Origin of the sequence: Dyella flava, from assembly GCF_016904955.1 — a bacterium.
GTDB lineage: Bacteria > Pseudomonadota > Gammaproteobacteria > Xanthomonadales > Rhodanobacteraceae > Dyella_B > Dyella_B flava.
The window spans coordinates 217,592-243,333 of the sequence record NZ_JADIKE010000036.1 but is presented as its reverse complement, the minus strand read 5'-3'; the positions used below and the strand labels follow the sequence as shown (position 1 = coordinate 243,333).

Below are 25,742 nucleotides of genomic sequence, written 5' to 3'. Positions count from 1 at the left end.
GGCATGCAGAACGTGGCGGAGCGCAGCTTCATCACGTGACGCGTTCCCGCGTTTCCCCGTTCCCGCTTTCCCGCTCCCGGCGCGCCCAGCGCGCCTTCACGCTGCTGGAAATGCTGGCCGTCATCATCCTGATCGGGATCGCTGCGGCGGCGGTATCCATCTCCGTCGCGCATGGCCTGGCCAGCGCGCGCATCAATGCGGCCGCCGGTGAACTGGCGGCTGCGTTGCGCACCACGCGTACGCAGGCGATCGTGCATGGAGAGCAGCGGATTTTTCAGGTCAACACGGGCAATGGCACCTATCGCGGTGCGGATCAGCGCGATGTGCGTCTGCCCAAAGGGCTGGAGCTTTCGGTAACGAGCGCGACCAGCGACCAGAGCGCCGGCGATGTCGCGCGCATTCGCTTTTTCCCCGATGGCAGTTCCACCGGAGGACGCATCACGCTACGCAGCGGCCAGCGCGAATGGCACGTCAACGTGTCCTGGCTGACCGGCGCCATCACCTTGTTCGACACGGCTGAGCATTCATGAGCATGTCGGCCCGCCACGCCCGCGGCTTCAGCCTGCTTGAAGTGATCGCAGCGATTCTGTTGCTGGCGGTCACCTTCGGCGCGCTGATGGAAGTGGCGGGCGGCTCGATCCGGCTTTCGCAGAATGCGTCCGAATACACGCAGGCTGCGTTGTGGGCGCGTTCGCTCATGGATACACGCTTTGCGCTGGACCCCATCCAGCCCGGCGTCAGCCAGGGGCAATTCGATGATCACTATCGATGGCGGCTGGAAGTCGTGCCGTGGGTGGCGCCTGGCGTGACGCCGGCGCCCAACGCCAACGCGCTGCAGATGTATCAGCTCAACCTGGATGTGATGTGGGGTTCCGGACCGTTCCAGCGCACGGCGCATTTCAGCACGCTGCGTATCGGCAGTCCCAACAACGCGGCGCCGTCATTATGAAACGTGCAGCCGGCTTTACCTTGTTGGAAGTGCTCGGCGCGCTGGTGCTGCTGTCGCTGTTGCTGCTGGGGGTTTACTCGGGCGTGCGATCAGCGACGCACACGGTGAGAGCCGGCACCTTGAAGATCGAACAACTGGATGATGTGCGTTCCGCGCAAATGTTCCTGCGCCGCGAGCTGGAACAGGCCATGACGCAGGCGATCGCCCGTGACGATAACGGCAACAGCATCTTCTTCATCGGCAGCAGCAATGAGATGCGTTTTGCGGCGCCGCTGCCCGGCTACCTGGGCCAGTTTGGACCGCAGCTGATCGACGTCAAACTGGTTTCCAACGGCGACAAGGGCAAGCAACTGGTCGCGAGCCTGGTCATGCTGCCACCGGACGGCAGCAAGCCCAAACCCTTGGGTGAGCCGCAGGTGCTGGTCGACGGCGTGGTCGATGGCAGTTTCAGTTATCGCGGTATTAACCAGCAGGGCCAGGCGATGGACTGGCAGAGCGACTGGAACAGCACCGGCAATATGCCGAATATCGTCAGCATCAAGCTGGCGCTGCAGGATGGCCGCGAATGGCCGCAGCTGAGCGCGCCATTGCGTGTGAATGCCGCCGCCGTGCAAGGCACGGGTAATCTGCTGCGTGGATTCAACGGTCCGGGAGCCGGGCCATGATCAAGAAGCGTGCTCAGCGCGGTGTCGCACTGCTGCTGGTGATGTGGGCATGTACGCTGCTCGCCATCCTGCTTGGTGGCTACGCCATGCTGGCGCATACCGAAGGTTTGCAGGCCACCTATCAGTTTGAACAGACACGTGCGCATTACGCCGCCGAAGCCGGCGTGATGCGCGCCATCTATGCCTTGCAGGCACCCAACATGAATGATCGTTGGGTCGCGGACGGGCGCGTGTATCCCTTTGCGTACGACGGCGCCAAGGTTGCCGTCTCGGTGATCGCCGAAGGTGGCAAGGTCGATCTCAATGCCGCGACGCCGGATGTACTCAACAATCTGTTCCGCAATGCCGGTGTCGATGCGCCGCATGCCGCGGCGATCGCCCAGGCCATCGTCGACTGGCGCAGCTTTCCGATGACCCAGCAGCAGGCCGCGCAGCGTGCGGCTGTCTATGCGGCGGCCGGCCGCGATTACGGGCCGCGTAATGGACCGTTCCTCAGTGTCGAGGAGTTGCAGATGGTGCTGGGCATGACGCCCGACGTGTATGAGGCCGTTGCGCCCTACGTCACAATCTGGTCAGGACGGCCCAGTCCCGATCCCAACACCGCGCCATTGCTTGCGCTAGCCTCTATCCCGCCTGGCATGAACCTGCAACAAGCTGCGGCGACGATCGCAGCGCGTCCAGCCAATGCCGCTGCCAATAGTGGGGTGGGGCTGTTCGCCAATAATGGCATCACGCATAGTATTCGCTCAGAAGCCGTGCTCGCCGATGGAACGCGCGCGGTGCTGCGCGCCACGGTACGTTTGCAAGGATTTCGGCCCGGTTCGCAAGCTTTTGCGGTGCTGCGCTGGCAAGAGGGAGATGGGGAGTGAATTCCGCTACGCAGACACTGCGACCGCAGCTTGAACGCGCACGCCGCGCATGGCGCGGGTCGCCTCTGCCTGGTTTTCTGGCCTGGTGGGGCGGCGAATTGCGCAGTTTGTTGCCGGTGCGCTGGCAGTCGCTGTTCAGCAGCGGCAACGTGTGGTGCCTGCTGCGGCATGAAGACGGCCACTGGCATGTCCGGCGCAGCGGACAAGCGCAAACCACCGCGCCATGGAGCGACACCCTCGACGCACCGACGCAACAGGCGATGTTGAACACCGCCGTGGCAGGCGTGGACCGGCAGGATCTACGGCTCGCCCTGTGCCTGCCGCTAGAGGCGGTACTGCGCCGGCGTCTATTGCTGCCGGAAGTGGCGCGCGACAACCTGCGCCAGATCGGCGCCTTCGAAATGGATCGGCAGACGCCGTTCCGGACCGATCAGGTGTACTACGACCTGCGCGAACTGCCAGGTTCCGCACCGGCCGGCCGCATCGCGGCCGAACTGATCGTTGCGCCGCGTACATCGGTGGATGCCAAGCTTGAGCATTTGCGCAATGCGGGCATCGCGATCGACGCAGTGGATCTGTGCGAAGGGGACAAGCGCCTGGGTGTAAACCTGCTGCCGCCCGAGATGGCGCGCGTGCAGCGTGATCCGCGCCGTCGTCTGAACCTGATGCTGGCCGGTGCCGCGGCGCTGCTGCTGGTGCTCTGTCTTGGACAATGGCTGCACAATCGCGAAGAGGCGTTGGCGGCCATGCAAACTCAGGTCGACGACATGCATGGCGACGCCCAGAAAGTGGCCCTGCTGCGCAAGCAGTTGGAAGACAGCGCCGGCGCGTCGGGATTTCTCGCACGGCGCAAGATGGATTCGGTGGCGGTAGTGGATGTGCTGCAGGATCTCACCGCGCGCATTCCCGACGACACCTGGCTGGAACGCTTCACCATCGATAGCAGCGGACGGGTCGGCATGCAGGGGCAGAGCGACAAGGCCGCGCCGCTGATCGATGTCCTGCAAAGCAGCAAGCTGATTACCGGCACCAATTTCCAGGGCGTTATCCAGCGCGATCCCGCCACCAACAAAGAACGCTTCTTCATGGATGCGCAATTACGCATGCCGAACAGCGCCAAGCCAGCGAGCAACAGCGGCGCGGGAGCAGCGCAATGAATCTTCGGCCCATGAAACCCGCCGAGAGCCGCATCGCTGCCATCAGCTTGCTGGTGCTGGCGCTGGTGCTGGCCTATTTCGTGTTGCTGCATTGGTGGTTCGTGGCGCCGCTGCGCGATATCGACAGTCAGATGGATGATCTGCGCGACACCCAGAGCCGTTACGCTGCGGCGATTGCCGAAAAACCGCAATTGCAGAAGCGCCTGGCGGAGCTGGGCCATAGCCAGACCGACAACAGCACCTTCCTGCCCGAATCCGACCCCAATGCAGCCGCCGCAGGATTGATGCAGCGCGTGGTCGATGACGCCGCCGCGCATGCACAGGAAGGCAGCTGCGAAGTCAGTCAGAAAATGCCGGTGCCCAATCCGAGCACCACAGCAAGTGATCCGTATCGCAAGGTCGTGGTGAGCATCAGCCTGCATTGCGACATGCAACCTCTGATTGGCCTGCTCTACACCCTGGAAAAGGGCAAACCCTATCTGTTCGTGCAGGATTTCAGCGTGTACCGCAATCCGCTGCTGAACATGCAGAGGAGCGGCGCATCACCGCTGGAAGTGCAATTCACGCTGGCCGGTTACGTGCATGCGGCGGCGAGTTCGGGCAACGCCAACGGCAATGGCGACAACGCGGCAGCGGGAGACGATGCGCAATGAACGCCGCCGCCCAACGCCGTTTAACTCCCGCATTTGCCACGGTGGTCGCCGTACTCGGCGGCGTGCTGCTCTGCCTGCTGTTTGGCGTCGGCCGGGGCGTGGAGTGGGACGCTCCCCGCGTCACGCCACCGTTACCCGCCGAGCATCCGGTTGCCCTGCCGACACCGCCGGCCTTGCAGAGTTACGCGCAGGTCTGGGACCACCCCTTATTCAGCAGTGACCGCAAACCCATCGTCAGCAGCGAGGGCGGCGACTCGGGCGTGAGCCTGAACGATCTGCAGCTGACCGGCATCATCCTGACGCCGACGCTGCATATGGCCCTGTTGGGCCCCACCCACCCCAACAAGGACGACGACAGCCAGGACGTAGGAGTCAAGGAAGGCGCCAACCTGCCGGACAGCTCCTGGAAATTGATCAAGGTATTGCCGCGCTCGGCGATTTTCGCCTCCCCCAGCGGACGCACGGAACTAAAACTGCCGGCTGGTGCACCTATAGATCAGCCCGCAACGAATGCCGCCGCGCCAGCGATCCCGATGGGCGGATCGCCCGGCATGCAAATGCAACCGCACAACTTGCCACCACCCGGCGGCCCCATGCCGTCGAACGCCACGCAAGCGCAACGATTTCAGCAACTCAGGGCCGCCATTCTTAAACAGCGTTCCCAGCAGGCCGGAAACGCTCAGGGAGAACACTGATTCATGTCACACACGCGCACGCAACTTTACCGACGTCACGGCCTGCGTATAAGCGCCATCGCGCTGGTGGTCTTCGTGGTCGGCTGTGCCGCCAACAAGCCGTTGGTGAAGCCGGATCTGTCGCTGGAGCGCGAAGCTATCGCCGGCACCGAAAAGCCGGCGCCACAGCCGCAGGCGCTGAACAGCAATCTGGGCAACAACACGCCGGCACCGCCCGTGGCCAGTATCTCCACCGGTACGGGACAGTTCGTGCGCCCGACCGAGCTATCGACCCCGCGCCCGGCAGCGGCGGGTGCCGGTGCGGTGACCTTCAATTTCGAAAACCAGCCGGTACAGGCGGTAGTGAAGGCGATCCTGGGCGACTTGTTGCACGAGAACTACACCATCGTGCCCGGCGTGCAGGGCAACATCTCCTTCTCGACCGCCGAGCCGGTGGACAGCACCCAGGCGATGCCGATCCTGGAGACACTGCTGTCGTGGACGCATAACGCCTTGATCAAGACCGACGGCCGTTACGTCGTCATGCCGGACAAGGATGCGGTGCAGGGCAATGTCGCGCCGAGCCTCGGTGCAGTCGCGCCGGCTGGCGGCTTGCAGGCGCGCCTGTTCCCGCTGCACTACATCGCCGCCGATCAGATGCAGAAACTGCTCAAGCCGTTCGCGCGTCCGGATTCGATCCTGCTGGTCGACAATGCGCGCAACGTCATCGTGGTGGCGGGCACGCCGGATGAGCTGGCCAATTACGACCGCACCGTGCGCACCTTCGACGTCGACTGGCTGCGCGGCATGTCGGTCGGCGTATTCAATCTGCAGCACGCGACCGTCGATGACCTGATGCCGCAGCTTGACAGCATGTTCGGCACCAAGGGCGATACGCCGTTGGCCGGCATGCTGCGTTTCATTCCGATCAAGCGCACCAATGCGTTGGTGGTGATCAGCACGCAGCCGGAATACCTCAGCGAAGTCGGCACCTGGATCGACAAGATCGATCTCGGCGGCGGCAACGAACCGCAGCTGTATGTCTACGACGTGCGCAATGTCAACGCCTCGGATCTGGCGCACTACCTGGCGCAGATCTACACGGATAACGCCAACGGCGGCGGCAATGATCGTGGCGGCGGCGTCGCGCCGGGTGCGGGCGGCGCCACGACGCTGGGCATCGGCAACAACGCCAGTGGTTCGTCCAGCGGCATGGGCAGTACCGCCGGCGGTTTCGGCAGTTCCACCAGCGGTGGTTTGTCCAGCGGTTTCGGTAGCAGCACGGGCAGCAGTTCGTACCCGTCTACGTCAACCGGGTCGACCGGCAGCAGCTTCGGCAGCTCGTCTTCGTCGACCGGCGGCATCGGCGGCGGTACCGGCGTCAGCGGCGTCGGCATGAACGGTGGACTGTCCAGCAACAACAACCAGGATCAGGGGTACAGCTCCAAGGACGGCAGCATCCGCATCAGCTCGGTGGATGCCAATAACCAGTTGCTGGTGCGCGCGCGTCCGGCGCAGTGGCAGGAGATTCAAAGCGCGATCAAGCAGCTCGACGTGCCGCCGTTGCAGGTGCAGATTGAAACGCGCGTGTTCGAAGTGGATCTGAGCGGCGACCTCGAATTTGGCGTGCAGTGGTATCTGCAAGGATTGGCCGGAACGCAGCAGACCTCCAACAGCGAAGGGACCAGCTCTTACACGCCGGGCAATCCGTATTCTCATCGCATGATCGCCCTGGGCGGTGGCTCCGGTACCAATTCGACCAATACGTATAACGGACAACCGTTCTTCTATTCGTTCCTGAGTTCGAACGGAAAATTCCAGGCTGCCGTCAGCGCTCTCGAAAGCAGCAGCAATACCAAGACGCTGTCGGCGCCTTCGCTGGTCGTGCTCAACAACCAGGTGGCGCATATCGAGGTGGGCAACCAGATTCCGGTCAACCAGACCTATTACACCGGCCTGGGAACCACCTCTACGGCAACGACGGTAGGCCAGGTGCAATACATTCCCACCGGCATCATTCTCGACGTGCAGCCGCGCGTGAATCCGGGTGGACTGATCTATCTCAATATCGATCAGCAAGTCAGCTCCACTGTCGGCAGTGCCAACAGCCAAGGCAACTACACCATCCAGCAGCGCCAGATCGCTACCCAGCTTGGCGTGCAGAATGGCCAGACCGTGTTGCTCGGCGGTCTGATCCAACAGACCAACGCCACCACTAATCAGGGCGTGCCGTGGTTGAGCGATATTCCCATCCTGGGCAAGCTGTTCGGCTCCACCGGCAAGACCAAGAGCCGTACCGAACTGATCGTACTGATTACCCCGCGTGTGATTACCAGTAGCGAAGACGCCAAGCAGATCACCGACGAGTACCAAAATGGTTTCGAATCGTTGGCGCCGTTACTCAATCATCCCACGCCCGCTGCGGCATCACCGACCGGCGTGACCACCAAGCCACTCCGGCAGTAATGCACCGCAGCCATGCATGCCTCGTATCGAGGCATGCATGGCTCGGGTGGGCGGGTCTGCTTCCGCCCATTATCATCGCTGCATGAATGCGCCGATGTTTCCGATCACTCCGCTACTACCCGATATCCGCACCTCGCTGGCCGCGCAGCCGCGTTTGGTGCTGGAAGCACCGCCGGGCGCCGGTAAAACAACTCAGGTACCGTTGGCGCTGCTCGGCCAACCATGGCTGGACGGCAAGAAGATCGTGATGCTGGAGCCGCGCCGCATCGCCGCGCGTGCAGCAGCGCAGTTCATGGCGCAGCAGTTGGGTGAGCCGCTTGGGCAGACGGTTGGCTATCGCATTCGCTTCGAGTCGAAGGTCAGCGCGGCGACGCGCATTGAGGTGGTTACCGAAGGCATTCTTACGCGCTTGATTCAGGACGATCCCGAGCTGTCGGAGGTCGGTGCGATCCTGTTCGATGAATTCCACGAACGGCATCTGGCGGGTGATCTTGGCGCGGCGTTGGCGTTGGATATCCAAGCCACCTTGCGGCCTGATCTGCGCATCGTGGTGATGTCCGCCACGCTCGACGGCGAACGCATCGCGCAATGGCTGGATGCGCCGCGGATCAGCAGTCCCGGCCGAAGTTTTCCGGTGCGTATTGATTATCCGCCGGCACGCACGCAGGAAAGCGTGGAGCATCAGCTGGCGCGCGTGGTGCGTCAGGCGCTGGATGAAAATGACGGCGACGTGCTGGCTTTCCTGCCGGGCCGACGCGAAATCGCGCGGGTGCAAAGCGTGCTTGCGCAGACACTGCAACGGGGTGATGTGGAGGTGGTGGCGCTGCATAGTGAGTTGTCGCTTGCCGAGCAGCAGCTGGCACTTGCGCCGGCCGAGCAAGGAACGCGGCGGGTCGTGCTCGCTACCAACGTGGCCGAATCCAGCGTGACCTTGCCGGGCATTCGCGCGGTGGTCGATACCGGTCTGGCGCGCGAGCCGCGCTTCGATCCCAATTCGGGTTTCACCCGGCTGGAGACCGTGACCATTTCGCAGGCTTCGGCCGATCAGCGTGCGGGCCGTGCCGGCCGCGTCGCCGAAGGCACGGCGTATCGCTTGTGGCCGCAAAGCCGCCGCCTGGATCCTTCGCGTACGGCGGAAATCATGCAGGCGGAATTGTCCGGGTTGGCGTTGGAACTGGCTGCCTGGGGCAGTGCGCAGCTGCCGTGGCTGGACGCGCCGCCATCCGGCGCACTGGCGCAGGCACGTGAACTGCTGGTACGGCTTGGTGCACTGGATACGCAACAGCTCATCAGCTCGCTGGGACGCCGCATGCTTGAACTCGGTGCAACGCCGCGCCTGGGTGCCGCAGCACTGCGTGCGCCGGAAGGCCTGCATGCGCTGATCGCCGATCTGCTGGCCTTGATGGAAGCACGCTCGCCGTTACGGGGTGAGCAGGCGCGCAGCGACGACTTCCGGGTACGGCTCAACGCACTGCATGCCTGGCGCGATCGCCGCAGCGCGACCGGTTACAACAGTGGCGCTGATGCAGGTGCTTTGGCCGCCATCGAACAGGCCAGCAAAGGCTGGCGCCGTCGTCTCGATGTGCGCAGCGCAGCGAGTGGTGTGCCGCATAGTCACGCCGCCGGCGATCTGCTGTTGCACGCTTTTCCTGATCGCATCGCGCGTCAGGATGAAGGCAATCCGCTTCGCTATACGCTGGCCAACGGGCGTGGTGCGCGCTTGCACGCACAGACTGCGCTGCTGGGCGAGCCTTGGCTGGTGGTGCTTGATTTGCGGCATGAGGCGCGCGACAGCCTGATACTTTCCGCTGCACCGCTTGATCCGCGTGTGCTTGAGCAGGATTTTCCCGAGCAGTTTCAGCGCAGACGGCATGTGCGCTGGAATGACGAACGTGCGGCGGTGGAGGCGTTCGAAGAGCGCCGCTTCGGTGCGATCGTGCTGGAGCGGCGTAGTGTTCCCGTGCAGGCGGAAGATGCCGTGCCGGCGCTGCTGGCTGCGATTCGCCAGCGTGGTCTGGCGGCCTTGCCTTGGAGTGATGCCGCGCGGCGTTTGCGTTTGCGCATGCAATCGTTGCGCGAATGGATGCCGGAGCTTGAACTGCCCGATGTTTCCGATGGGTATTTGCTGGAGACGCTGCAGGATTGGCTGGCGCCTTATCTGCAAGGCAAGCGCAAGCTCGATGCCTTGGCGGAGGAAGATCTTTCGCAGGCGTTGGCGGCGTTGTTTGACTACGAGCAGCGTCGTCAGCTTGATGCGCAGGCGCCTGATAGTTTGACCGTACCTAGTGGCCAGACGCGTCGACTTGAATACGTTCCCGGTGAAGCGCCGGTGCTTGCGGTGAAGCTGCAGGAGTTGTTTGGTCTGGCGGATACGCCGCGGGTTGCGGGTGGGCGTGTTCCGGTGACTTTGCATCTGTTGTCGCCGGCGGGGCGTCCGATCCAGGTGACGCAGGATCTGAAAGGTTTCTGGGAGCGCACCTATCCGGAGGTGAAGAAGGAGTTGAAGGGGCGCTATCCCAGGCATCCGTGGCCGGACGATCCGTGGACGGCGATGCCTACGCATCGTGCCAAGCCACGCGGTACGTAAGAGCGCGCTCGTGCCGCAGCTCTGCTCCCTCTCCCCGGAGGGGAGAGGGAGAAAAGCAGTTTGCGGCGATGTGTCGTGCTCGCGCAGCCCTGCTCCCTCTCCCCTCCGGGGAGAGGGCTGGGGTGAGGGGCTGGGCTTGCCATAGACGCCGTCGTTACGACAAATGCTTGCTTCGATGTTTCAAGGCTACGCATGCGACTGTTTCGCAAGAGTGGCCCCTCACCCCGACCCTCTCCCCGGAGGGGAGAGGGAGAAAAGCAGTTTGCGGCGAAGGGTCGCGCTCGCGCAGCCCTGCGCCCTCTCCCCTGCGGGGAGAGGGCTGGGGTGAGGGGCTGGGCTTGCCATAGATGCCGTCGTTACGACACATCTTCGCTTCGATGTTTCAAGGCTACGCATGCGACTGTTTCGCAAGATTGGCCCCTCACCCCGACCCTCTCCCCGGAGGGGAGAGGGAGCAGAGCTGTAGGCATGCTTCCGATGCCGATCAAAGTGGCACGCAAGGCCTGCTCAACCGGCGTATAAGGCGCGCCACCCAGAAACGCAATCAACTTGCGATCGTCCAGCTGTATCGGCGACTTCCACAAATAGCGCATTTTGCGCACCTCACGCAGCGTCTTCACAAACGGCGCAAGCACCGCAGTGAGCCACCAGGCAAAGTGCCCGGCAGCAATGCGCGGGTTGTTCGCCGCCGCACGCACGGCATCGAGCATGCCGTGGCCATCCAGCCAATAACCGCCGAAATGAAAACTCTCAAAATCGGCCAGCGCATCCTCGCGATCCAGCAAGCGTGCGATGGTTTCCGCCACATCCGGCAAGTAAGCCCACGCGTGGCCAATACGGTAGTCGCCGGGATAGTGCAGCGTTTTCACCGGTGAACCAGCTTTGATCAAACCTTGCGAGAGCCAGGTATTGCCAGCATGCGGACCGAAGAAATCCCCGCAGCGCAGGATCAACGTACGCACACCGTGACTTGCGGCAGCGGCCAGCTTGCGCTCCATCTCCACGCGTATCTCGCCTTTGCGTGTCAGCGGACGCTGCGGTGAATCTTCACGCAGCAGCGGAAACGCATCGGGACCGAAGTTATAGATCGTACCGGGCAAGACAATGCGGGCACGTTGCGCGCGGGCGGCGGCGATGGTGTTGTCGAGCATGGGCAGCACCAGCTGGTCCCAGTTGCGATAGCCGGGTGGATTCACCGCGTGCACGATCAGTTCGACACCCTGGCTGGCGGCCAGTACATCCTCCCGCTGCATGGCGTCGCCCTTGATCCAGGTGATGCCGTCCTTGCCGGCATCTTCAGGAAGGTGGCGCACCAGTGCGCGAACCTGCCAGCCGTGGCGTTGCAGCGCCCGGCAGGTTTCGCTGCCGATGCCGCCGTGGGCGCCGATAACCAATGCTGTGTTCTGCGCATGCATGAGCTTGTCCTCGGTTGGGATGGACAAAGTCTGGTCCCGGCCGTGATGAAAGAAAATTGCCAAATCGTGCAGATCTGCTATACAAATATGCATGGCCAAGACCGAGCCCGATTGGGAGTTGTATCGCTCTTTCCTCGCGGTGATGCGCGAAGGAAGCCTGTCCGGCGCGGCGCGCAGCCTGGGCATGACCCAGCCGAGTCTGGGGCGGCATATCCGCGAACTGGAGGAGAGCCTGGGTGTACCGTTGTTTGCGCGCTCACAACAGGGGTTAGCTCCCACTGATCTGGCGCACGAGTTGATGGGACATGCACAGGCGATGGCTTCCGCCTCGGCGGCGTTGCGGCGTGCTGCCACCGTGCGGCAGGACGTGGTGGCCGGTGTGGTGCGCATCGCGGCCAGTGAGGTGATCGGTGTGGAAGTGTTGCCGCCGATACTCGCTGCGTTTCGACAGCAGCATCCTGGCATTGTGATCGAGCTGTCGTTATCGAACCTGCCGGAAGATATCCTGCGACGCGATGCGGACATCGCTGTGCGCATGATGCGGCCCACGCAACAGGCGCTGGTGGCGCGGCAGATCGGCAAGATTCCGTTGGGGTTGTTCGCGCATCGGCGATATCTCAAAGCGAACGGTCAGCCGAAAAGCATCGCCGATCTCGCCGAGCATGCCTTGATCGGCTTTGATCGCGAAACGGCGTATATCCGTAAGCTGCGTCCGGCTGAGCTGCCTTATACGCGCGAACATTTCGCTTTGCGCACCGATAACGATCTCGCTGCGTTGTCGGCGATCCGGGCGGGATATGGCATTGGTATATGTCAGGTGGGTATTGCACGGCACGATGCCGCCCTGGTGCATCTGCTGTCGGAACGTTTTACGTTGAACATGGAAACGTGGGTGGTGATGCACGAGGACCTGCGCCGCAGCCTGCGCGTGCGTACGCTCTATGACCATCTGTGCACGGCCTTGATCGATTACGCAAAGTTGTCCACGACACCGCGCGCAAAGCGCAAGGCGTAGTTCGACGCGCCAGGTGCGGCACATCGACCTCCAGGTGATGTGCCGCGGTAACGATCATACAGACCCTGGCGCGTTACCCAATGGGCTCAAGCATGAGCCGTTCGGCGAATTGGTCGAGCAGTTCGCTCGCGACCAGCAAACCAGCACACGTCACGGGCGTAAGTGGCCATTGATCCGGCTGTACGTTCAACCCGTTGTCGATCGCCTCACAATAGGCATCACTGTCTGCGAGCAGGCAATTGATGACAGTGTTTGCCTCGAAGATGCAGGCGATGAGGTGGTCAATGTCTGGTGGCGATGGCTCGCCCGTGTCCAGCGAATCGGGCGCAACGCCGTGCAGATGGGTACGTAGGTGGTCGGAAATTCCCGACACGCGTGAAGGTGCCGTATGATTTGGCTTAGCCATAATCAGCTACTCCTGGTTGTGGTTAGCGGGTCGTGGGAGGTGATGACTCTCACGATCCGCGATTCTCACAGCACGATTGCCGTGGCCTCGATGTCGCCTCGAAGGACTTGTCGATGGCCTGCTCAAGTTATCGAGTTGCGGTGCTTTCGTATGTAGGCGAACGCCGCTTTTTCGTTACGTACTATTACTAACTTGATGCCGCCTTGCTCCCGAAGCTTTGCTCCCTCTCCCCTTCGGGGAGAGGGTTGGGGTGAGGGGCTGCGCTTGCCTCGAACGTTGTGGCTACGGCGTTATTTTTTTAAGTGAATTCGCGCTGCGTATAAACCTCTTCGCGAGGTTGGCCCCTCACCCCAGCCCTCTCCCCGAAGGGGAGAGGGAGCAAAGCGGGTGATGCTTCGATCGGCAACGAAGCGTTTATCCGCGCCGGCGAATAGACTGCCCACATGACCGAGGCAAGCCCGCTCAATCGCTATCAGCTGGCCGAGCTGGGTTCCTTGCTGGCGGAACCTGCACGCGCGGCGATCTTGCTCGCTCTGATGGACGGCACCACGCGCCCGGCGGGCGAACTCGCACGCATCGCCGGCGTCAGCCCCGCCACCGCCAGCGCCCATCTCAAGCGCCTGCTCGACGGCGGTTTGCTCGGCCTGCATGAACAGGGACGCCACCGATATTTCCGTTTGGCCAACGACGATGTCGCCGCATGGCTGGAAGCGATGGCCTTGCCGCACGCGGCACATAACGTGCCGATCACCACCACGCGCGATGCGGCCCTGTGCCGAGCGCGCACCTGTTATCGCCATCTCGCCGGGCAACTGGGCGTGGCCCTGTGTGAGGCATGGTTGCAGCGCGGCTGGCTGCATAGCGGCAGCGATGGCCTCAGTCTGCTTCCAGCGGCAGCCGAGGCTCTGGTGCGCGCTGGTTGGCAAACCGGTTCGACGCAGCAACTGCTGCATTTGCGCGGACGTGGGTGCCTGGACTGGACCGAACGCCGTTTGCATATCGGCGGTCCGCTGGGCGTCGCCATCACCGGTGCGATGCTCGAAGCCGGATGGCTGCGCCATGCACAACGCAATCGCGCGTTGTTGCCGACACCGGATGGCTTACGTCGATTGGCCGAGCTTGGTGTGCGTCTGGAGCATTGAACGCAGTGTGTGCGTCAGCATCCATTCATGCTTTTTTGGGTGATGCGTTGTGTTGCACGCGTGAATGCCTGCGTTTTTGGATCGTGCAAACGTGAAGCCGTTCCATCTGCTGCATGACAGTCATTCCGAACGAAGACTTACGCGGGCCTTGCGGATACCGATATCAATGCAAGCGCATGGCCTTTCGTGACGCTACGCCTTCGGGAAAAGTTGCGTGAAAAATATTTTCACTTTCACGCTGCACCGACAGCTAAGTAGCGGTGAATGCAGTGTTTCATACGAATCGTGTTGATGGCTGTGCATGTGCATGCACATTGCTATCGATAACACTCGTGCAAGTTTGTGCGCTGCGATTCGTCATTAATTTTTGTGAATAAAACGGCTGTTTTTATGGGCTCGAATGGGTCATGAGTTTCTGCGGATTGGTTCTATGTCTGCAGCTTGACGCAGGTTTGTTCGACAGATAATTTCGAATGCATTCGTCGTAGGGAGCACGCGACGAATGATTCCACGACGACGCCAGAGATTGGGGAAGATGCGTCGTTCGAGCGTTACGTCGGCACTGCACGCAGTGGGAGCGCAGGGGGAGCTGCAGCTCGCCGAGGCTCGAGGAGTCGCTGGGTAATCCTTTCGATTCAATGGCGTCGCGTCCACGCGCGACTTAACTGCTATGGGGTACTCGCGACCTCATCGGGGTCGTTCGTCCCGAATTTTTCTGGGGAAACTAAATGCCAAGTCATTTCCGTATGAAAACGCTGGTTGCAGCAATGGGTCTTGTTGCACTGGGCAGTTCCATGGGTATCGCTGCGCAGCCGGTGGCAAGCGGCGCGGTTGCCGCGGTTGCCAGTGCCGCGATGGTGAACCTGCATCCGGCGGTTACCCTGCGTAACGGCGACAAGGTGGTTGGGCCGCTGGCCTTTTCGCAGGCGATGCATGTCGTGGTGACGTTGAAGCTGCGCAACGAGCAGCAGCTGGACAACTACATCGCCAAGCCGGGCTTCAAGCCGCTGACCTCCGCACAGTTCAACGCGCAATATGCGCCGACCGCCGCGCAGGCACAGCAGGTGGCCGAGTACCTGACCAAGGCCGGCTTCACCAACGTGCAGATCGCCGCGAACAATGCCCTGGTGGAGGCCGATGGCCACGCCGATAACGCGCAGGCGGCGTTCAATACCAACTTCGTGCATGTGAAGACGCATGATGGCCGCGACGCCTATGCCAACAGCAGCGCCGTGCAGATTCCGGCCAGCCTGCAAGGTATCGTGCACGCCGTGCTCGGCATGCAGAACGTGCATCGCTCGACGGTGTTCGCGCGCTATCACGATCCGATCGCCGCGCACGCGCTCGCCACGCATCCGGAAGCGACCGGTTCGGCGGTGGGACATCAGCCTTCCGACTTCCCGTCGATCTACGGCGCCAGCGGCATGGCGAACGTGACTTCGGTGGCGGTGGGTTCGGTATCCTCGGGCCCGATGAGCAATGTCGAAAGCGACCTGAAGTCGGTGGACTCGGGCGTCACCATCACGCTGAAGGGTGACAGCAGCGTCGGCAGCGGCAGTGGCAGCAATACCGGCGATGGCGAATGGGATCTGGATAGCCAGGACATCATCGCGTTCACCGGTGTGAAGCAGTATTACTTCTACGTCGCCGCGTCGCTGGACGATTCGGCTCTGCAGACCGACTACGCGTCCGTGGTGTCGGACAACCTGCTCAAGGCGATCGACGTCTCGCTGGGCGAGTGCGAGACCGATGCGCAGTCCGACGGTTCGGCTGCATCGAACGACACCACCTTCAAGCAGGCCGTGGCGCAGGGCCAGACGTTCTTCGTGTCAGCCGGTGACTCCGGTGCCGATGAATGCGGCAACGGTGGCGTCACGCCGAGCTGGCCGGCCAGCTCGGAATACGTCACCGCCGTGGGCGGAACCGAGGTCTACACCAGTCCCAACACCACCTGGCAAAGCGAAACGGTGTGGAACAACCTCAGCGAAAACGAAGGCGCGACTGGCGGCAGCCCCAGCACCTTCGAGCCGATTCCGAGCTGGCAGCAGGGCGTGGCCGGCATCACCAACCAGACCTATCGCGGCGTGCCTGACATCGCTTTCGATGCCAGCCCCGACAGTGGCGCGCTGGTGACGGTGGATGGCGAAGCGAACCAGCAGATCGGCGGCACCAGCCTGGCCGCACCGCTGGCGGTCGGCTTCTGGGCGCATGTGCTGCAGGCCAACGGCACCAGCCTCGGCTTTGCCGCGCCGGTGATCTACAAGGTCGCGCAGTCGTCGTCGAGCAACTACGCCAACGCGTTCCACGACATCACCTCGGGCAACAACGATGGTGAAACCGCCGGCACCGGTTGGGACTACACCTCCGGCTGGGGCAGCGTGATCGTCGGCCAGTTCAGCACGCTGGCCGGCGGCGGCAGTTCGTCGGGCGGCGATCCGGTGGCCAACTTCACCGATACGGTGAGCGGCCTGACGGTGAACTTCACCAATACCTCCACCGATACCGGCGGCACTATCACCTCGTATGCGTGGAACTTCGGTGACGGCAGCACCTCGACCTCGGCCAGCCCGAGCCATACGTACACCGCCGCAGGCACCTACACCGTGTCACTGGAAGTGACCGATAGCACCGGTGCGACCAACACCAAGACCGGCACGGTCACGGTGTCCTCGAGCGCGAGCGGCAAGCCGGTTGCCAGCTTTACCGATAGCGTGAGCGGACTGACGGTGGCCTTCACCAACACCTCCACCGATACCGGCGGCACCATCAACGCGTACGCCTGGAACTTCGGTGATGGCAGCACCTCGACCTCGGCCAGCCCCAGCCATACCTACACCGCGGCCGGCACGTACACCGTTTCGCTGAAGGTGACCGACAACACCGGCGCCAGCAACAGCAGCAGCCAGTCGGTGACGGTGAGCAGCAGCGGCGGTTCGGGTGTGTTCTCCAACAACACGCCGGTGGTGATCAACGACAACGCCACCATCACCAGCAACATCTCGGTGACGGGTGAATCGGGCAATGCGCCGTCGAACCTGAAGGTGCATGCCAGCATCACCCACAACTGGTCCGGCGATCTGGAGATCGTGCTGTTCGCGCCGAACGGTGACTACGCGATCCTGCAACAGCCGAACTACGAGAACAACGGCAACATCAACAAGACCTGGACGGTGAATGCCTCGTCCGTGAAGAGCAACGGTACCTGGACGCTGGAGGTGATCGACAACGATCCGAACTACTACGGCGACTACGGCACCCTGAACAACTGGAGCCTGACGTTCTAAGTGCTTGCGACGCGCAGGGACGCGCGTCACCCTCATCGTTTGCTTGGGCCCGGCCGTGCGATTTTTCCCTAGACGCGAGTTTCGATACGCAAGTTTTACGAATACATACGATGCCAAAATTAGTTGGGCCAGAAAATAAGAATCAATATGGCTACAACAAATGCGGAGCCAATCAAAAACATTGCGACCCAATAGAGCACCGGATCGACAGATCTCTTAACGCGACCGTAGATTAAAGCCGCATTACCTGTCCTCAGCCCACTAACGATTTCGTATAGAAAAAATCCCGCCGCCAAGAGAACCCACCAAGATTGCCGCAGCCAATTAATTGTTTGCACAGGCCGCCCCCTCCGCTGACAATGCAGCGGGAACTTGCCCAAGAATGGAGTTAGCAGCACTTAAGGTCGAATTTTCCACTCCATTAAATAGACGTCCCAGAGCAAAACTTCCACCATGATCAATTGCCACACTTTTAATAAATGATAGCCCGGCACCCTTATAGCCACCCTGTGCATATCCTGTCAGTGTCTCCCCCATAGTTGATAATGCTCCTCCGGCGTCGATTAGTCCGGCGCCAGTCTCTGCCCCTCCTATTTCGGCAGGCGCCCCCTCCGGGGCCAAAATTCCGGCAACTCCTGATGCGGCGACCAGTCCTACCCCGGTCCATGTTACGGCACTCCCGGTGGAGGAGAGTTGCTGACCAAGTGATGCCAAAAGAGCGCGCGCGGCGGTACATTTTTGCTGGTCGCATAGACCGAGCGGATCGATCTCACTTATCGGATTCCCGCCAACATAGGCATAAGTATTTACTCCTCCCCTAAGGCCTATGGGGTCGGACTGTAGATAACGGCCATCCGTTGAAGCGTAGTCGCGAAATCCATTGCTCCAAAACCCGCTATTTGCATCGTATATCTGTCCAGGCAATCCCATATCTACGTCGTCTATGCCGGCCGTGACGATAGCCCTGTCAAAGGCATAATTTTGAGCGCGCCAAACCGTGGAGCCTGAACCATTGGTAATGATTTCTGGCCTACCCAGTGCATCATCATGCATGTAGTACACTGCATTGCAGTTTGTGCTGTTGTGCATTTAAGGCCTAAAGGATCAATTGCGCCAATCGGGCTATCTCCACATAGGCATATATATGCGAAGTGCGGCCAGTAGATCGAACTTATTCAATCCGACAAGGCTTCCTCTATATCTTCGAAAGGAGACGCCCTGTCTATAGGTACGGCCTTGGTCAACTTCTCATATACTTCCATGCCCACGTCCTTGTAGCGCCAAAATCGCATATATAAATTTTCCTTGTCCTTTAATCCGGCATCCGTGATCCGCTTACATTTTATTGCGAAAATTAAATAACTTGGCAATGTGAAAATAAAGAAATATTTTTTGACATTACGGTGCCGAAGCCTTTCCAATAGAAGGACAGAAGGAATGTGTCCCGCCTCCGCTCCCTTCTGCAACATTCTTCTGACTATGGGACGATTTTGAAGAACATCTAACCGTGCAAACATAAATGCCCCCATAAATGGAGACAAATTTTTTGTCTTTAAAAAATAGCGCGAACCCATTCTTGGGTTGCGGGCCAATCTCTTTCCTTGAATCAGGGCTTCGCCTGCAGTAACAAGGACTTCAGGATCCTTCGATCGCATACCAAAATTCAGAAAGAATTCGTACTCTGAAGTCAATCCCGTGCGCCGCGCTATCAATGGAAATTTATGGATCAGCATAGCTGCGGCGATGGCTTCTTTAGGGTCGCCCGCTCGCGCGGAAGCGACCTTATTCAAAAGTAAGGCGGTGATACTTTCGTCAGATTTCATCGTGGGCATGTAGTCTGATTGCTTGCTGGCACTGCCAACGGTGCGGCCACAGGTTGGGTTGGAACCGGAAGCGTTGGTGGCGGCGGCTGCGTTTCAAAACTTTCGCCGATGTATTCTAGCGCGTCAGCCAATATTCCTGTTTGCGGTAGGCCTTCAGCTATAACTGTTGGTACCTCGATAGCTCCATTCAGTGCATTCGCGAGCAACGCAGTCTGTGCAATTCCCGAAAGCGATATTTCTGGGAGGAGAACGGCGGCAGACACAGCTATAGACGGAGCGCCCAGAACATACACAGGTCCCATGTTGGGAGTGCCATATGAGTTTTGGATCATATCTGGGGGAAGCGTACACAAGCCTCCCGGGCAAAATGCGCCCTGCATATCGCCAAATCCATCCAATCCCAGTGGATCGATATTATTAGGCGGATTTCCTTCCACATAGGCATAAGTATTTACTCCTCCCCTAAGGCCTATGGGGTCGGACTGTAGATAACGGCCATCCGTTGAAGCGTAGTCGCGAAATCCATTGCTCCAAAACCCGCTATTTGCATCGTATATCTGTCCAGGCAATCCCATATCTACGTCGTCTATGCCGGCCGTGACGATAGCCCTGTCAAAGGCATAATTTTGAGCGCGCCAAACCGTGGAGCCTGAACCATTGGTAATGATTTCTGGCCTACCCAGTGCATCATCATGCATGTAGTACATGGGGTAGTCCGTACCGGCTATCTCGTTCAAAAGCACTACAGGCTCACCATTAAGCCACACGTATGAGTTCACGTTCACACTGCCTGACGCAGGTGACGTGATTTCTCCCGTAAGTTCATTCCCAAGGCCATACGAAAGTAGCCATAGGCCAGCCGGGCCATAGGCAAAATCACGGCGGCCAAGTGCGTCAGCTTGATAAGAGGTTGAACCGGATGCGAATGTCGGACAGGTGTAGTTCGCCTGACAAATCGATACCGAGCCACTTCGGGTCAGGGTTTTTAGCTGGTTAAAGGCATCATAGGAGTAGGTAGTGGTAACGCCACTAGCCACATCACTCGTACGATTTCCGGAAGCGTCATAACCAAAGGACGTGGCGCCGCGGGAAGTAATCTGATTGTTCGATCCCGATACATCTACCGTATCTGAGGTCATCCAGTTTTGTTGTGTTCGATTGCCGTTTGCATCGTAAGCGATGGACATCGGTGCGCCGCCGGCCTCGCTCGTGAGCCGATCCAGGGTGTCATATCCGAAACTTTGCGATGCCGCTGAATAGACTCCGTTCGTGATGGCTGTCACTCGGTTAGCCGTGTCATAACTATACGTGAGGCTTTGTATAGTCGATCCACCCAAGGTTGCCTCAATTGACGTAAGGCGACCGTCCGCATCATAGGTTCGTGTCCGAACTTCACCGTTACCAAAACTCCAGCTGATCGGATGGCGCATTGCGTCATACACAATATTACTGACGGCCGTGACGTTCTGACTTCCAAAAATCACTCCAACGCTCGAAACCTGGTCATCGGTGTAATTATAGTTAGCCGTGTAGGTGCTTCCGGCTACTATTTGAGTAAGACGATTCATCTCGTCATACGAATAGGTTGTCGTTGCCGTGCCAAGGAATGTGGTGTCTGACCGAGTGTTCACCAGACCCTCGATCGTATAGGTCAATGTCGATGCACCGCCACCCCCTGTAGTGCCGTTGTAGCTACACAACCGCCCGGCCCCGTAAGTGCAGGAATCGTAGGTGTAGTTATACACCTGCGAGCCACCATTCTTTTCAGTGACACGATTGAGGGTGTCATAGCTGTAGCTTATGGAAGATCCATTGGCCATGGTCTTGGAAGACAAACGCCCAAAAGCGTCGTAGCTATAGCTTGTCGTCCCGGTATCCGGACTATTCATCGACCATTTTTGGCCAAATCCATCATAGGTGTACGTGGTGGCTAAGCCTCGAGGATCTATGATCTCGATAGGGTCGTCACCGAAATCGTAGTAGTACACCTCTGATTTATTGGTCGGATCATAGACATACTGAAGCCTTCCATAGCTATCGTAGGTGTACTGAGTTGTCTCGCCTAGAGCGTTACTTTTGCTGGCAACTTGACCATTGCCGTTGTAAGTGATGGATTCTTTTTGGCCGTTGTTTCCAATAATGGAAATGACTCTTCCCAGCTGATCATATGCCGTGCTGACTGAATAGTCGGGACTCGAGGCGCCTGCGCGCGTCAGGCTCTCACCGGTTACATCACCATTGGCGTCGTATGCAAGGGATTTCGTGATAGACGCCCCCGACGGACCAGTCCAAACGGAAGATGTAACCTTGAAGTCGGCGTCATAGTTGTTAACGACCGTTTCGCCGTCATACTGAATGACTTTTGATACGTTGCGCGAATTGGCGTCGTAGTAGAAATATTTGGTGTATGTTGTTCCATTATGTGCGTGCGATTGCGTCGTCAATCTTCCTGCAGTGTACGCATAATTAGTTACATCACCGTTGATAGATGTGGTTGTGCCCGGCTCGCCGATGGCATCTATATTTCCGTAGGCCACGCTCTGCCCTAAGGCGTTTGTAACCGACGTGAGAAATCCGTCTGTGTTGTAAGAGTACGTGACGGTGTTGGCATTGCCCGATGATGGATATGTCACTGTCTTACTTGCCACCATCCCGTCGCTATAAAGCGAGTAGCTATACGTGGTAGTTCTTGTTTGATTAGCCACTCCGTTACTTGTCAAATTTTCCGTTGTAACGGAAGCTAAGCGGCCCTGTGCGTTATAAGTATAAGAAGTGGCTGAATATCCAGCGATGGTCATCGACAAAAGTCGATCCGTGCCAGGCGTAGCATCCCAGTTGTACGTGATTGATCGTTGGAATTCACCAGGCGCTTGTATCGTTTGCTGAAGTAAGCCGTTGCTGGCGTACGTGTAATTGATCACACGGCCCATGTTATCTGTCGATGAGCTCATGTTTCCGTTTTCATCGTAACTATTGGTTGCATATGTAGCAGCACAGTTTGCAGATGCATTACCCGTAATCGATACCAAGAGTCCGCTCGCGTTATACTGGTAGACAGTCACGTGGCCGAGCGCATTGGTGGCCGTAGCAACCCGTCCTGTGCTATTGGAGCTATACACAATGGACGTATTTTGAGTTCCATCCGCCATGCTCGACGAATTTGCGTTGCCGTTGCTGTCGTAAGTGGTGATGTCGTGGGCAACACCGTTGTAAGCCACCTCGGTCAGCTCGTTCGCCGAAGAGTTGCCAGGTGCCTCCTGATAGGTGTAGGTGACGGTGGTGGTCGGCGATCCTGGATAAGTGACCGAGCTGATCAACCCGATGCTGCTAAGTGAAGATTGCGCATTGCTGCTCTGATACGTATAGACGTTCCCCGAGGGGTCAGTAACCTGGACTTCCATGGCACTGCCGCTTTGCGGAGTCTGCACAATGCTGTAGGACTGTCCTGATGTATGCGTAACGAGTGTGGTGGTTTGACTGGGATGGGTGATCGTCCAGCCCACTCCGGCAAGATCCTTAATCGAAAGGAGCTGTCCTGAGGCATTGAAGGTAAGGATGTGGGAATCTTCATCCTGGACGGTATACCCGTTGCCGTTATAGGTCAGAAGTGCGGTGCCAACTCCCGTAAATGGACCAGCATTGGGAAAGGAGCTGACCGTATCCAGGCCATTGGAATAGGGTGTGGGATTCGTGGTTGGAAAGACAAGTTGCGATCCATCCGGACGAATGAAAGTGATGGAGCTGCAGTGAGCGGGAACGCCCGATTGCCCAGTCCAACTGCAGTTCGTTCCGGACAATTCGAAGTCGATGCTATCCGTCCACATCCCGGCATTTTCAGTGGACCCCAGAAACTTCGAGTTATAGAACCTCTCAAACTGAAGCCCCATTTCGCCCGGAAGCGTAAATTCTGTCACGGTCACTGCTTTGTTGCCCGTGCTCATCATGATCGGATCGCCCTGGTTATCCGGGCAAGGATTGGGGTTTTGAGTCTTTTTATCGGTTGTGGCTTTACTCGCTGGCGTGTGCACCGAACCGCCACCACCTGGACCTATCTCCACCACATCAGGAATGGTCGTCACGAAAGGCGATCCGGTGACCGAGCCGAGATCCGGGTAAACAGTATCTTCAGTAGTAGCGGTCACATTAACTGGGGGAAGGTTGACGACACCTATAAAACCACCGCCACCGCCAGCGTCACCACCACTAACACCACCGCCGTCCGAACCGATTACATCATCATCCGCATGTGCTATGGGAATCATTAAGTTACTTACGCCCGTGACGGCGACCAGCAAGGCAAGTGCGGTCATCAGCTTTACGTTAAAAAATTTCCCAGCACTGGCCCTTCTTTTCGCGCTAGCGGCGATCTGAGGAACTGTTCGCCCATCAAGCTTGAACAGACGAACCGGATTTAAGCAATTCAATGCCTTCGTCATACCCATTTCTCGAATGAAAGACAGAGCAAAGGAACGCGCCATTTGGGCGCAATTGCCCAAGCACGCATCGGACTTTTGATGAGCGTTAGTCGGCGAAATGCGGCCGAATACGAACGAGGTCTTTCCGAAGACTGGAAAAGACGAAATACCGCGACGATATATCCATACTAAGCGTCAGCATACGATCCCCTGTGTCATCGTTTGCAGCGGCAGTGATGCAGATAACATCACTTCTGGTCAATCCCTTTTTTCACTATGCTCCTGGAATTTGAACCGTGTCAATCCCCGGTTACATCGGGCTTCGTGACGCCTATTTGCTGCCCCATCATTATCCTGTGAAAGGCTTTTGATGGCCGCTTCGCTGGCAGGGCTTGCGTTGCAAATGGGCAACCAGAATGCCTAAATTGAACGCCTTCGGAACCTGACGTCGCCGAGCAAGATTTGGATGGATGGGATAAGTGGCCGTCGGTTGGTTTATATGGAACTGCATTCCTTTACGATGAGCGAAATATCATTAAACAACAGGGGTTGTTTATGCCGTTCCGCTCTGGCCGGGCCTCTTTTTAGGTTCAATGCGTAGGCATGGCGAACTCGGCACCCTGGCTGCCCTCGCTGCTCAACCAGCGCTGCGTGACCGCTTTCTGCCGGGTGTAGAAGCGCACCGCTTCGGGACCGTGTGCGTGATGGTCGCCCATCAGGCTTTTCTTCCAGCCGCCAAAGCTGTGGAACGCCATCGGTACCGGAATCGGCACGTTGATGCCGATCATGCCGACTTGCACGCGATGGGCGAACTCGCGGGCGACGTGGCCGTCGCGTGTGAAAATGGCGGTGCCGTTGCCGTAGGGGTGTTCGTCGGTCAGCTTCAGTGCGGTGGCGAAATCCGGTGCGCGCACGACGCACAGCACCGGTCCGAAGATTTCCTCCTGGTAGATGCGCATCGCCGGCGTTACGCGATCGAACAGGCTGCCGCCGAGGAAGAAACCCTGTTCGCAGCCGGCCACGCGATGGCCGCGACCATCCACCACCAGGCTGGCGCCGGCCGCGACACCGTCATCGATGTAGCCGGTGATCTTGTCGCGATGCTGGGCGGTGATCACCGGGCCCATCTCGACCTTGTCACCCATGCCATCGCCGATGCGCAGGGCGCGCACCATCGGGGCGAGTTTTTCTACCAGGGCATCGGCGGTGGCATCACCGACGGCAACGGCTACCGAGATCGCCATGCAACGCTCGCCGGCCGCGCCATAGCCCGCGCCGATCAACGCATCGGCGGCTTTTTCGATATTGGCATCGGGCATCACGATCATGTGATTCTTGGCGCCGCCCAGCGCCTGCACGCGCTTGCCGCTGACGGTGCCGCGTGCGTAGATGTATTGGGCGATCGGGGTGGAGCCGACGAAGCTGATCGCGCGTACCTCCGGGTGATCGAGCAAGGCATCCACGGCGACTTTGTCGCCTTGCACGACATTGAAGACGCCATCCGGCAAGCCGGCTTCCTTAAGCAAGCCGGCCAACATGAGCGAGACCGAAGGATCGCGCTCGGACGGCTTGAGCACGAAAGTGTTGCCGCAGGCGATCGCCATCGGGAACATCCACATCGGCACCATCGCCGGGAAATTGAACGGTGTGATGCCGGCGCATACGCCCAGCGGCTGGCGCATGGTCCAGGCGTCGAGGCCGTTGGCGATCTGTTCGGTGTAATCGCCTTTCAGCAGTTCGGGAATGCCGCAGGCATATTCGACCACTTCCAGGCCGCGGACCAGTTCACCCTTGGCATCGGACAGCACCTTGCCGTGCTCGCGGGTGATGACGGCGGCCAGCTGGTCCAGGTCACGCTCGATCAGTTCCTTGAAGCGGAACATCACGCGTGCGCGTTTCAGCGGCGGTGTCTGCGACCAGTCCGGAAAAGCGGCCTGGGCGGCTTGCACCGCAAGATCCACCTCAGCCGCGGTGGCCAGGGCGACCGCGCCGGTGATCGTACCGCTGGCCGGATTGAAGGAAGGCACGCTGGCACTGCTGATGTTGCGGTATTCGCCGTTGATGTAATGGCCAATCGGCTGCGGTGCGTTGCGTTCGGATGGTTGCGCGGACATAAGCGTATTCCTCTCTTTCTTTAGCAGTGAATGAAGAGGCGCGAGTGCAAGCCGGTCGCGTCGCGGCCAACTTGCATCGGAACGAGCGTGCGCTTCTCTCACTTCTCT

At 59.4% G+C, this 25,742-nt stretch carries 18 protein-coding genes; 12 read left to right on the top strand and 6 right to left on the bottom strand.

Features of this window, described 5'->3' with window-relative positions; genetic code table 11:
* The first annotated feature begins 35 nt into the window (after positions 1-35).
* The 9 genes from ISP19_RS12515 to hrpB all read left to right on the top strand — a co-directional run bounded on the left by ISP19_RS12515 (position 36) and on the right by hrpB (position 10,020).
* On the top strand, positions 36-530 hold the full coding sequence (locus tag ISP19_RS12515) for a GspH/FimT family pseudopilin (RefSeq protein ID WP_284384654.1): 495 nt from the start codon (positions 36-38) through the stop codon (positions 528-530).
* Positions 527-949, top strand: coding sequence for a type IV pilus modification PilV family protein (locus ISP19_RS12510; protein ID WP_204682644.1), 423 nt, complete (start codon positions 527-529; stop codon positions 947-949). The genes ISP19_RS12515 and ISP19_RS12510 overlap by 4 nt, the downstream gene beginning before the upstream one ends.
* Positions 946-1,614, top strand: coding sequence for a prepilin-type N-terminal cleavage/methylation domain-containing protein (locus tag ISP19_RS12505; RefSeq protein WP_204682642.1), 669 nt, complete (start codon positions 946-948; stop codon positions 1,612-1,614). Before ISP19_RS12510 ends, ISP19_RS12505 begins: the two co-directional genes overlap by 4 nt.
* The gene (locus tag ISP19_RS12500) at positions 1,611-2,483 is read left to right on the top strand and encodes a type II secretion system minor pseudopilin (RefSeq protein ID WP_204682639.1); all 873 of its coding nucleotides are present in this window, start codon (positions 1,611-1,613) and stop codon (positions 2,481-2,483) included. The genes ISP19_RS12505 and ISP19_RS12500 overlap by 4 nt, the downstream gene beginning before the upstream one ends.
* Complete coding sequence (locus ISP19_RS12495) at positions 2,480-3,640, top strand: PilN domain-containing protein (RefSeq protein ID WP_204682630.1); 1,161 nt, start codon at positions 2,480-2,482, stop codon at positions 3,638-3,640. Before ISP19_RS12500 ends, ISP19_RS12495 begins: the two co-directional genes overlap by 4 nt.
* Positions 3,637-4,293 (top strand): type II secretion system protein GspM, encoded by a 657-nt coding sequence (gspM, locus tag ISP19_RS12490; protein ID WP_204682628.1) that lies wholly within the window; start codon positions 3,637-3,639, stop codon positions 4,291-4,293. Before ISP19_RS12495 ends, gspM begins: the two co-directional genes overlap by 4 nt.
* On the top strand, positions 4,290-4,988 hold the full coding sequence (locus ISP19_RS12485; RefSeq protein ID WP_204682626.1) for a general secretion pathway protein GspN: 699 nt from the start codon (positions 4,290-4,292) through the stop codon (positions 4,986-4,988). The genes gspM and ISP19_RS12485 overlap by 4 nt, the downstream gene beginning before the upstream one ends.
* A gap of 3 nt (positions 4,989-4,991) precedes the next feature.
* Positions 4,992-7,433 (top strand): type II secretion system secretin GspD, encoded by a 2,442-nt coding sequence (gspD, locus tag ISP19_RS12480; RefSeq protein WP_204682624.1) that lies wholly within the window; start codon positions 4,992-4,994, stop codon positions 7,431-7,433.
* A gap of 94 nt (positions 7,434-7,527) precedes the next feature.
* Complete coding sequence (hrpB, locus tag ISP19_RS12475; RefSeq protein ID WP_379945503.1) at positions 7,528-10,020, top strand: ATP-dependent helicase HrpB; 2,493 nt, start codon at positions 7,528-7,530, stop codon at positions 10,018-10,020.
* 356 nt (positions 10,021-10,376) lie between these two features.
* Here hrpB and ISP19_RS12470 read toward each other — a convergent pair whose 3' ends face one another.
* Positions 10,377-11,435 (bottom strand): NAD-dependent epimerase/dehydratase family protein, encoded by a 1,059-nt coding sequence (locus ISP19_RS12470; RefSeq protein ID WP_204682619.1) that lies wholly within the window; start codon positions 11,433-11,435, stop codon positions 10,377-10,379.
* 91 nt (positions 11,436-11,526) lie between these two features.
* On the opposite strand from ISP19_RS12470, the gene ISP19_RS12465 reads away from it, so the two are divergent.
* On the top strand, positions 11,527-12,450 hold the full coding sequence (locus ISP19_RS12465) for a LysR family transcriptional regulator (RefSeq protein WP_204682617.1): 924 nt from the start codon (positions 11,527-11,529) through the stop codon (positions 12,448-12,450).
* A 73-nt stretch (positions 12,451-12,523) separates the two neighbouring features.
* Here the strand turns inward: ISP19_RS12465 and ISP19_RS12460 are convergent, their stop codons facing one another.
* Positions 12,524-12,856: a hypothetical protein gene (locus tag ISP19_RS12460; protein ID WP_204682614.1), complete on the bottom strand. Its 333-nt coding sequence runs from the start codon at positions 12,854-12,856 to the stop codon at positions 12,524-12,526.
* 443 nt (positions 12,857-13,299) lie between these two features.
* On the opposite strand from ISP19_RS12460, the gene ISP19_RS12455 reads away from it, so the two are divergent.
* Together ISP19_RS12455 and ISP19_RS21415 are read left to right on the top strand one after the other, a co-directional pair.
* Entirely contained in the window at positions 13,300-13,998 is a 699-nt protein-coding gene (locus tag ISP19_RS12455; protein WP_204682612.1) for an ArsR/SmtB family transcription factor, read from the top strand.
* Between the two features lie 767 nt (positions 13,999-14,765).
* The gene (locus ISP19_RS21415) at positions 14,766-17,282 is read left to right on the top strand and encodes a PKD domain-containing protein (RefSeq protein ID WP_204682610.1); all 2,517 of its coding nucleotides are present in this window, start codon (positions 14,766-14,768) and stop codon (positions 17,280-17,282) included.
* Positions 17,283-17,606: 324 nt separating this feature from the next.
* Here the strand turns inward: ISP19_RS21415 and ISP19_RS12445 are convergent, their stop codons facing one another.
* The 4 genes from ISP19_RS12445 to ISP19_RS12430 all read right to left on the bottom strand — a co-directional run bounded on the left by ISP19_RS12445 (position 17,607) and on the right by ISP19_RS12430 (position 25,634).
* Complete coding sequence (locus ISP19_RS12445) at positions 17,607-18,335, bottom strand: RHS repeat-associated core domain-containing protein (RefSeq protein WP_239556766.1); 729 nt, start codon at positions 18,333-18,335, stop codon at positions 17,607-17,609.
* Positions 18,336-18,457: 122 nt separating this feature from the next.
* On the bottom strand, positions 18,458-19,114 hold the full coding sequence (locus ISP19_RS12440) for a hypothetical protein (protein ID WP_204682598.1): 657 nt from the start codon (positions 19,112-19,114) through the stop codon (positions 18,458-18,460).
* The gene (locus ISP19_RS12435) at positions 19,102-23,541 is read right to left on the bottom strand and encodes an RHS repeat-associated core domain-containing protein (RefSeq protein ID WP_204682596.1); all 4,440 of its coding nucleotides are present in this window, start codon (positions 23,539-23,541) and stop codon (positions 19,102-19,104) included. Before ISP19_RS12435 ends, ISP19_RS12440 begins: the two co-directional genes overlap by 13 nt.
* Positions 23,542-24,110: 569 nt before the next feature.
* Positions 24,111-25,634 (bottom strand): CoA-acylating methylmalonate-semialdehyde dehydrogenase, encoded by a 1,524-nt coding sequence (locus tag ISP19_RS12430; protein WP_204682594.1) that lies wholly within the window; start codon positions 25,632-25,634, stop codon positions 24,111-24,113.
* Positions 25,635-25,742: the final 108 nt, after the last annotated feature.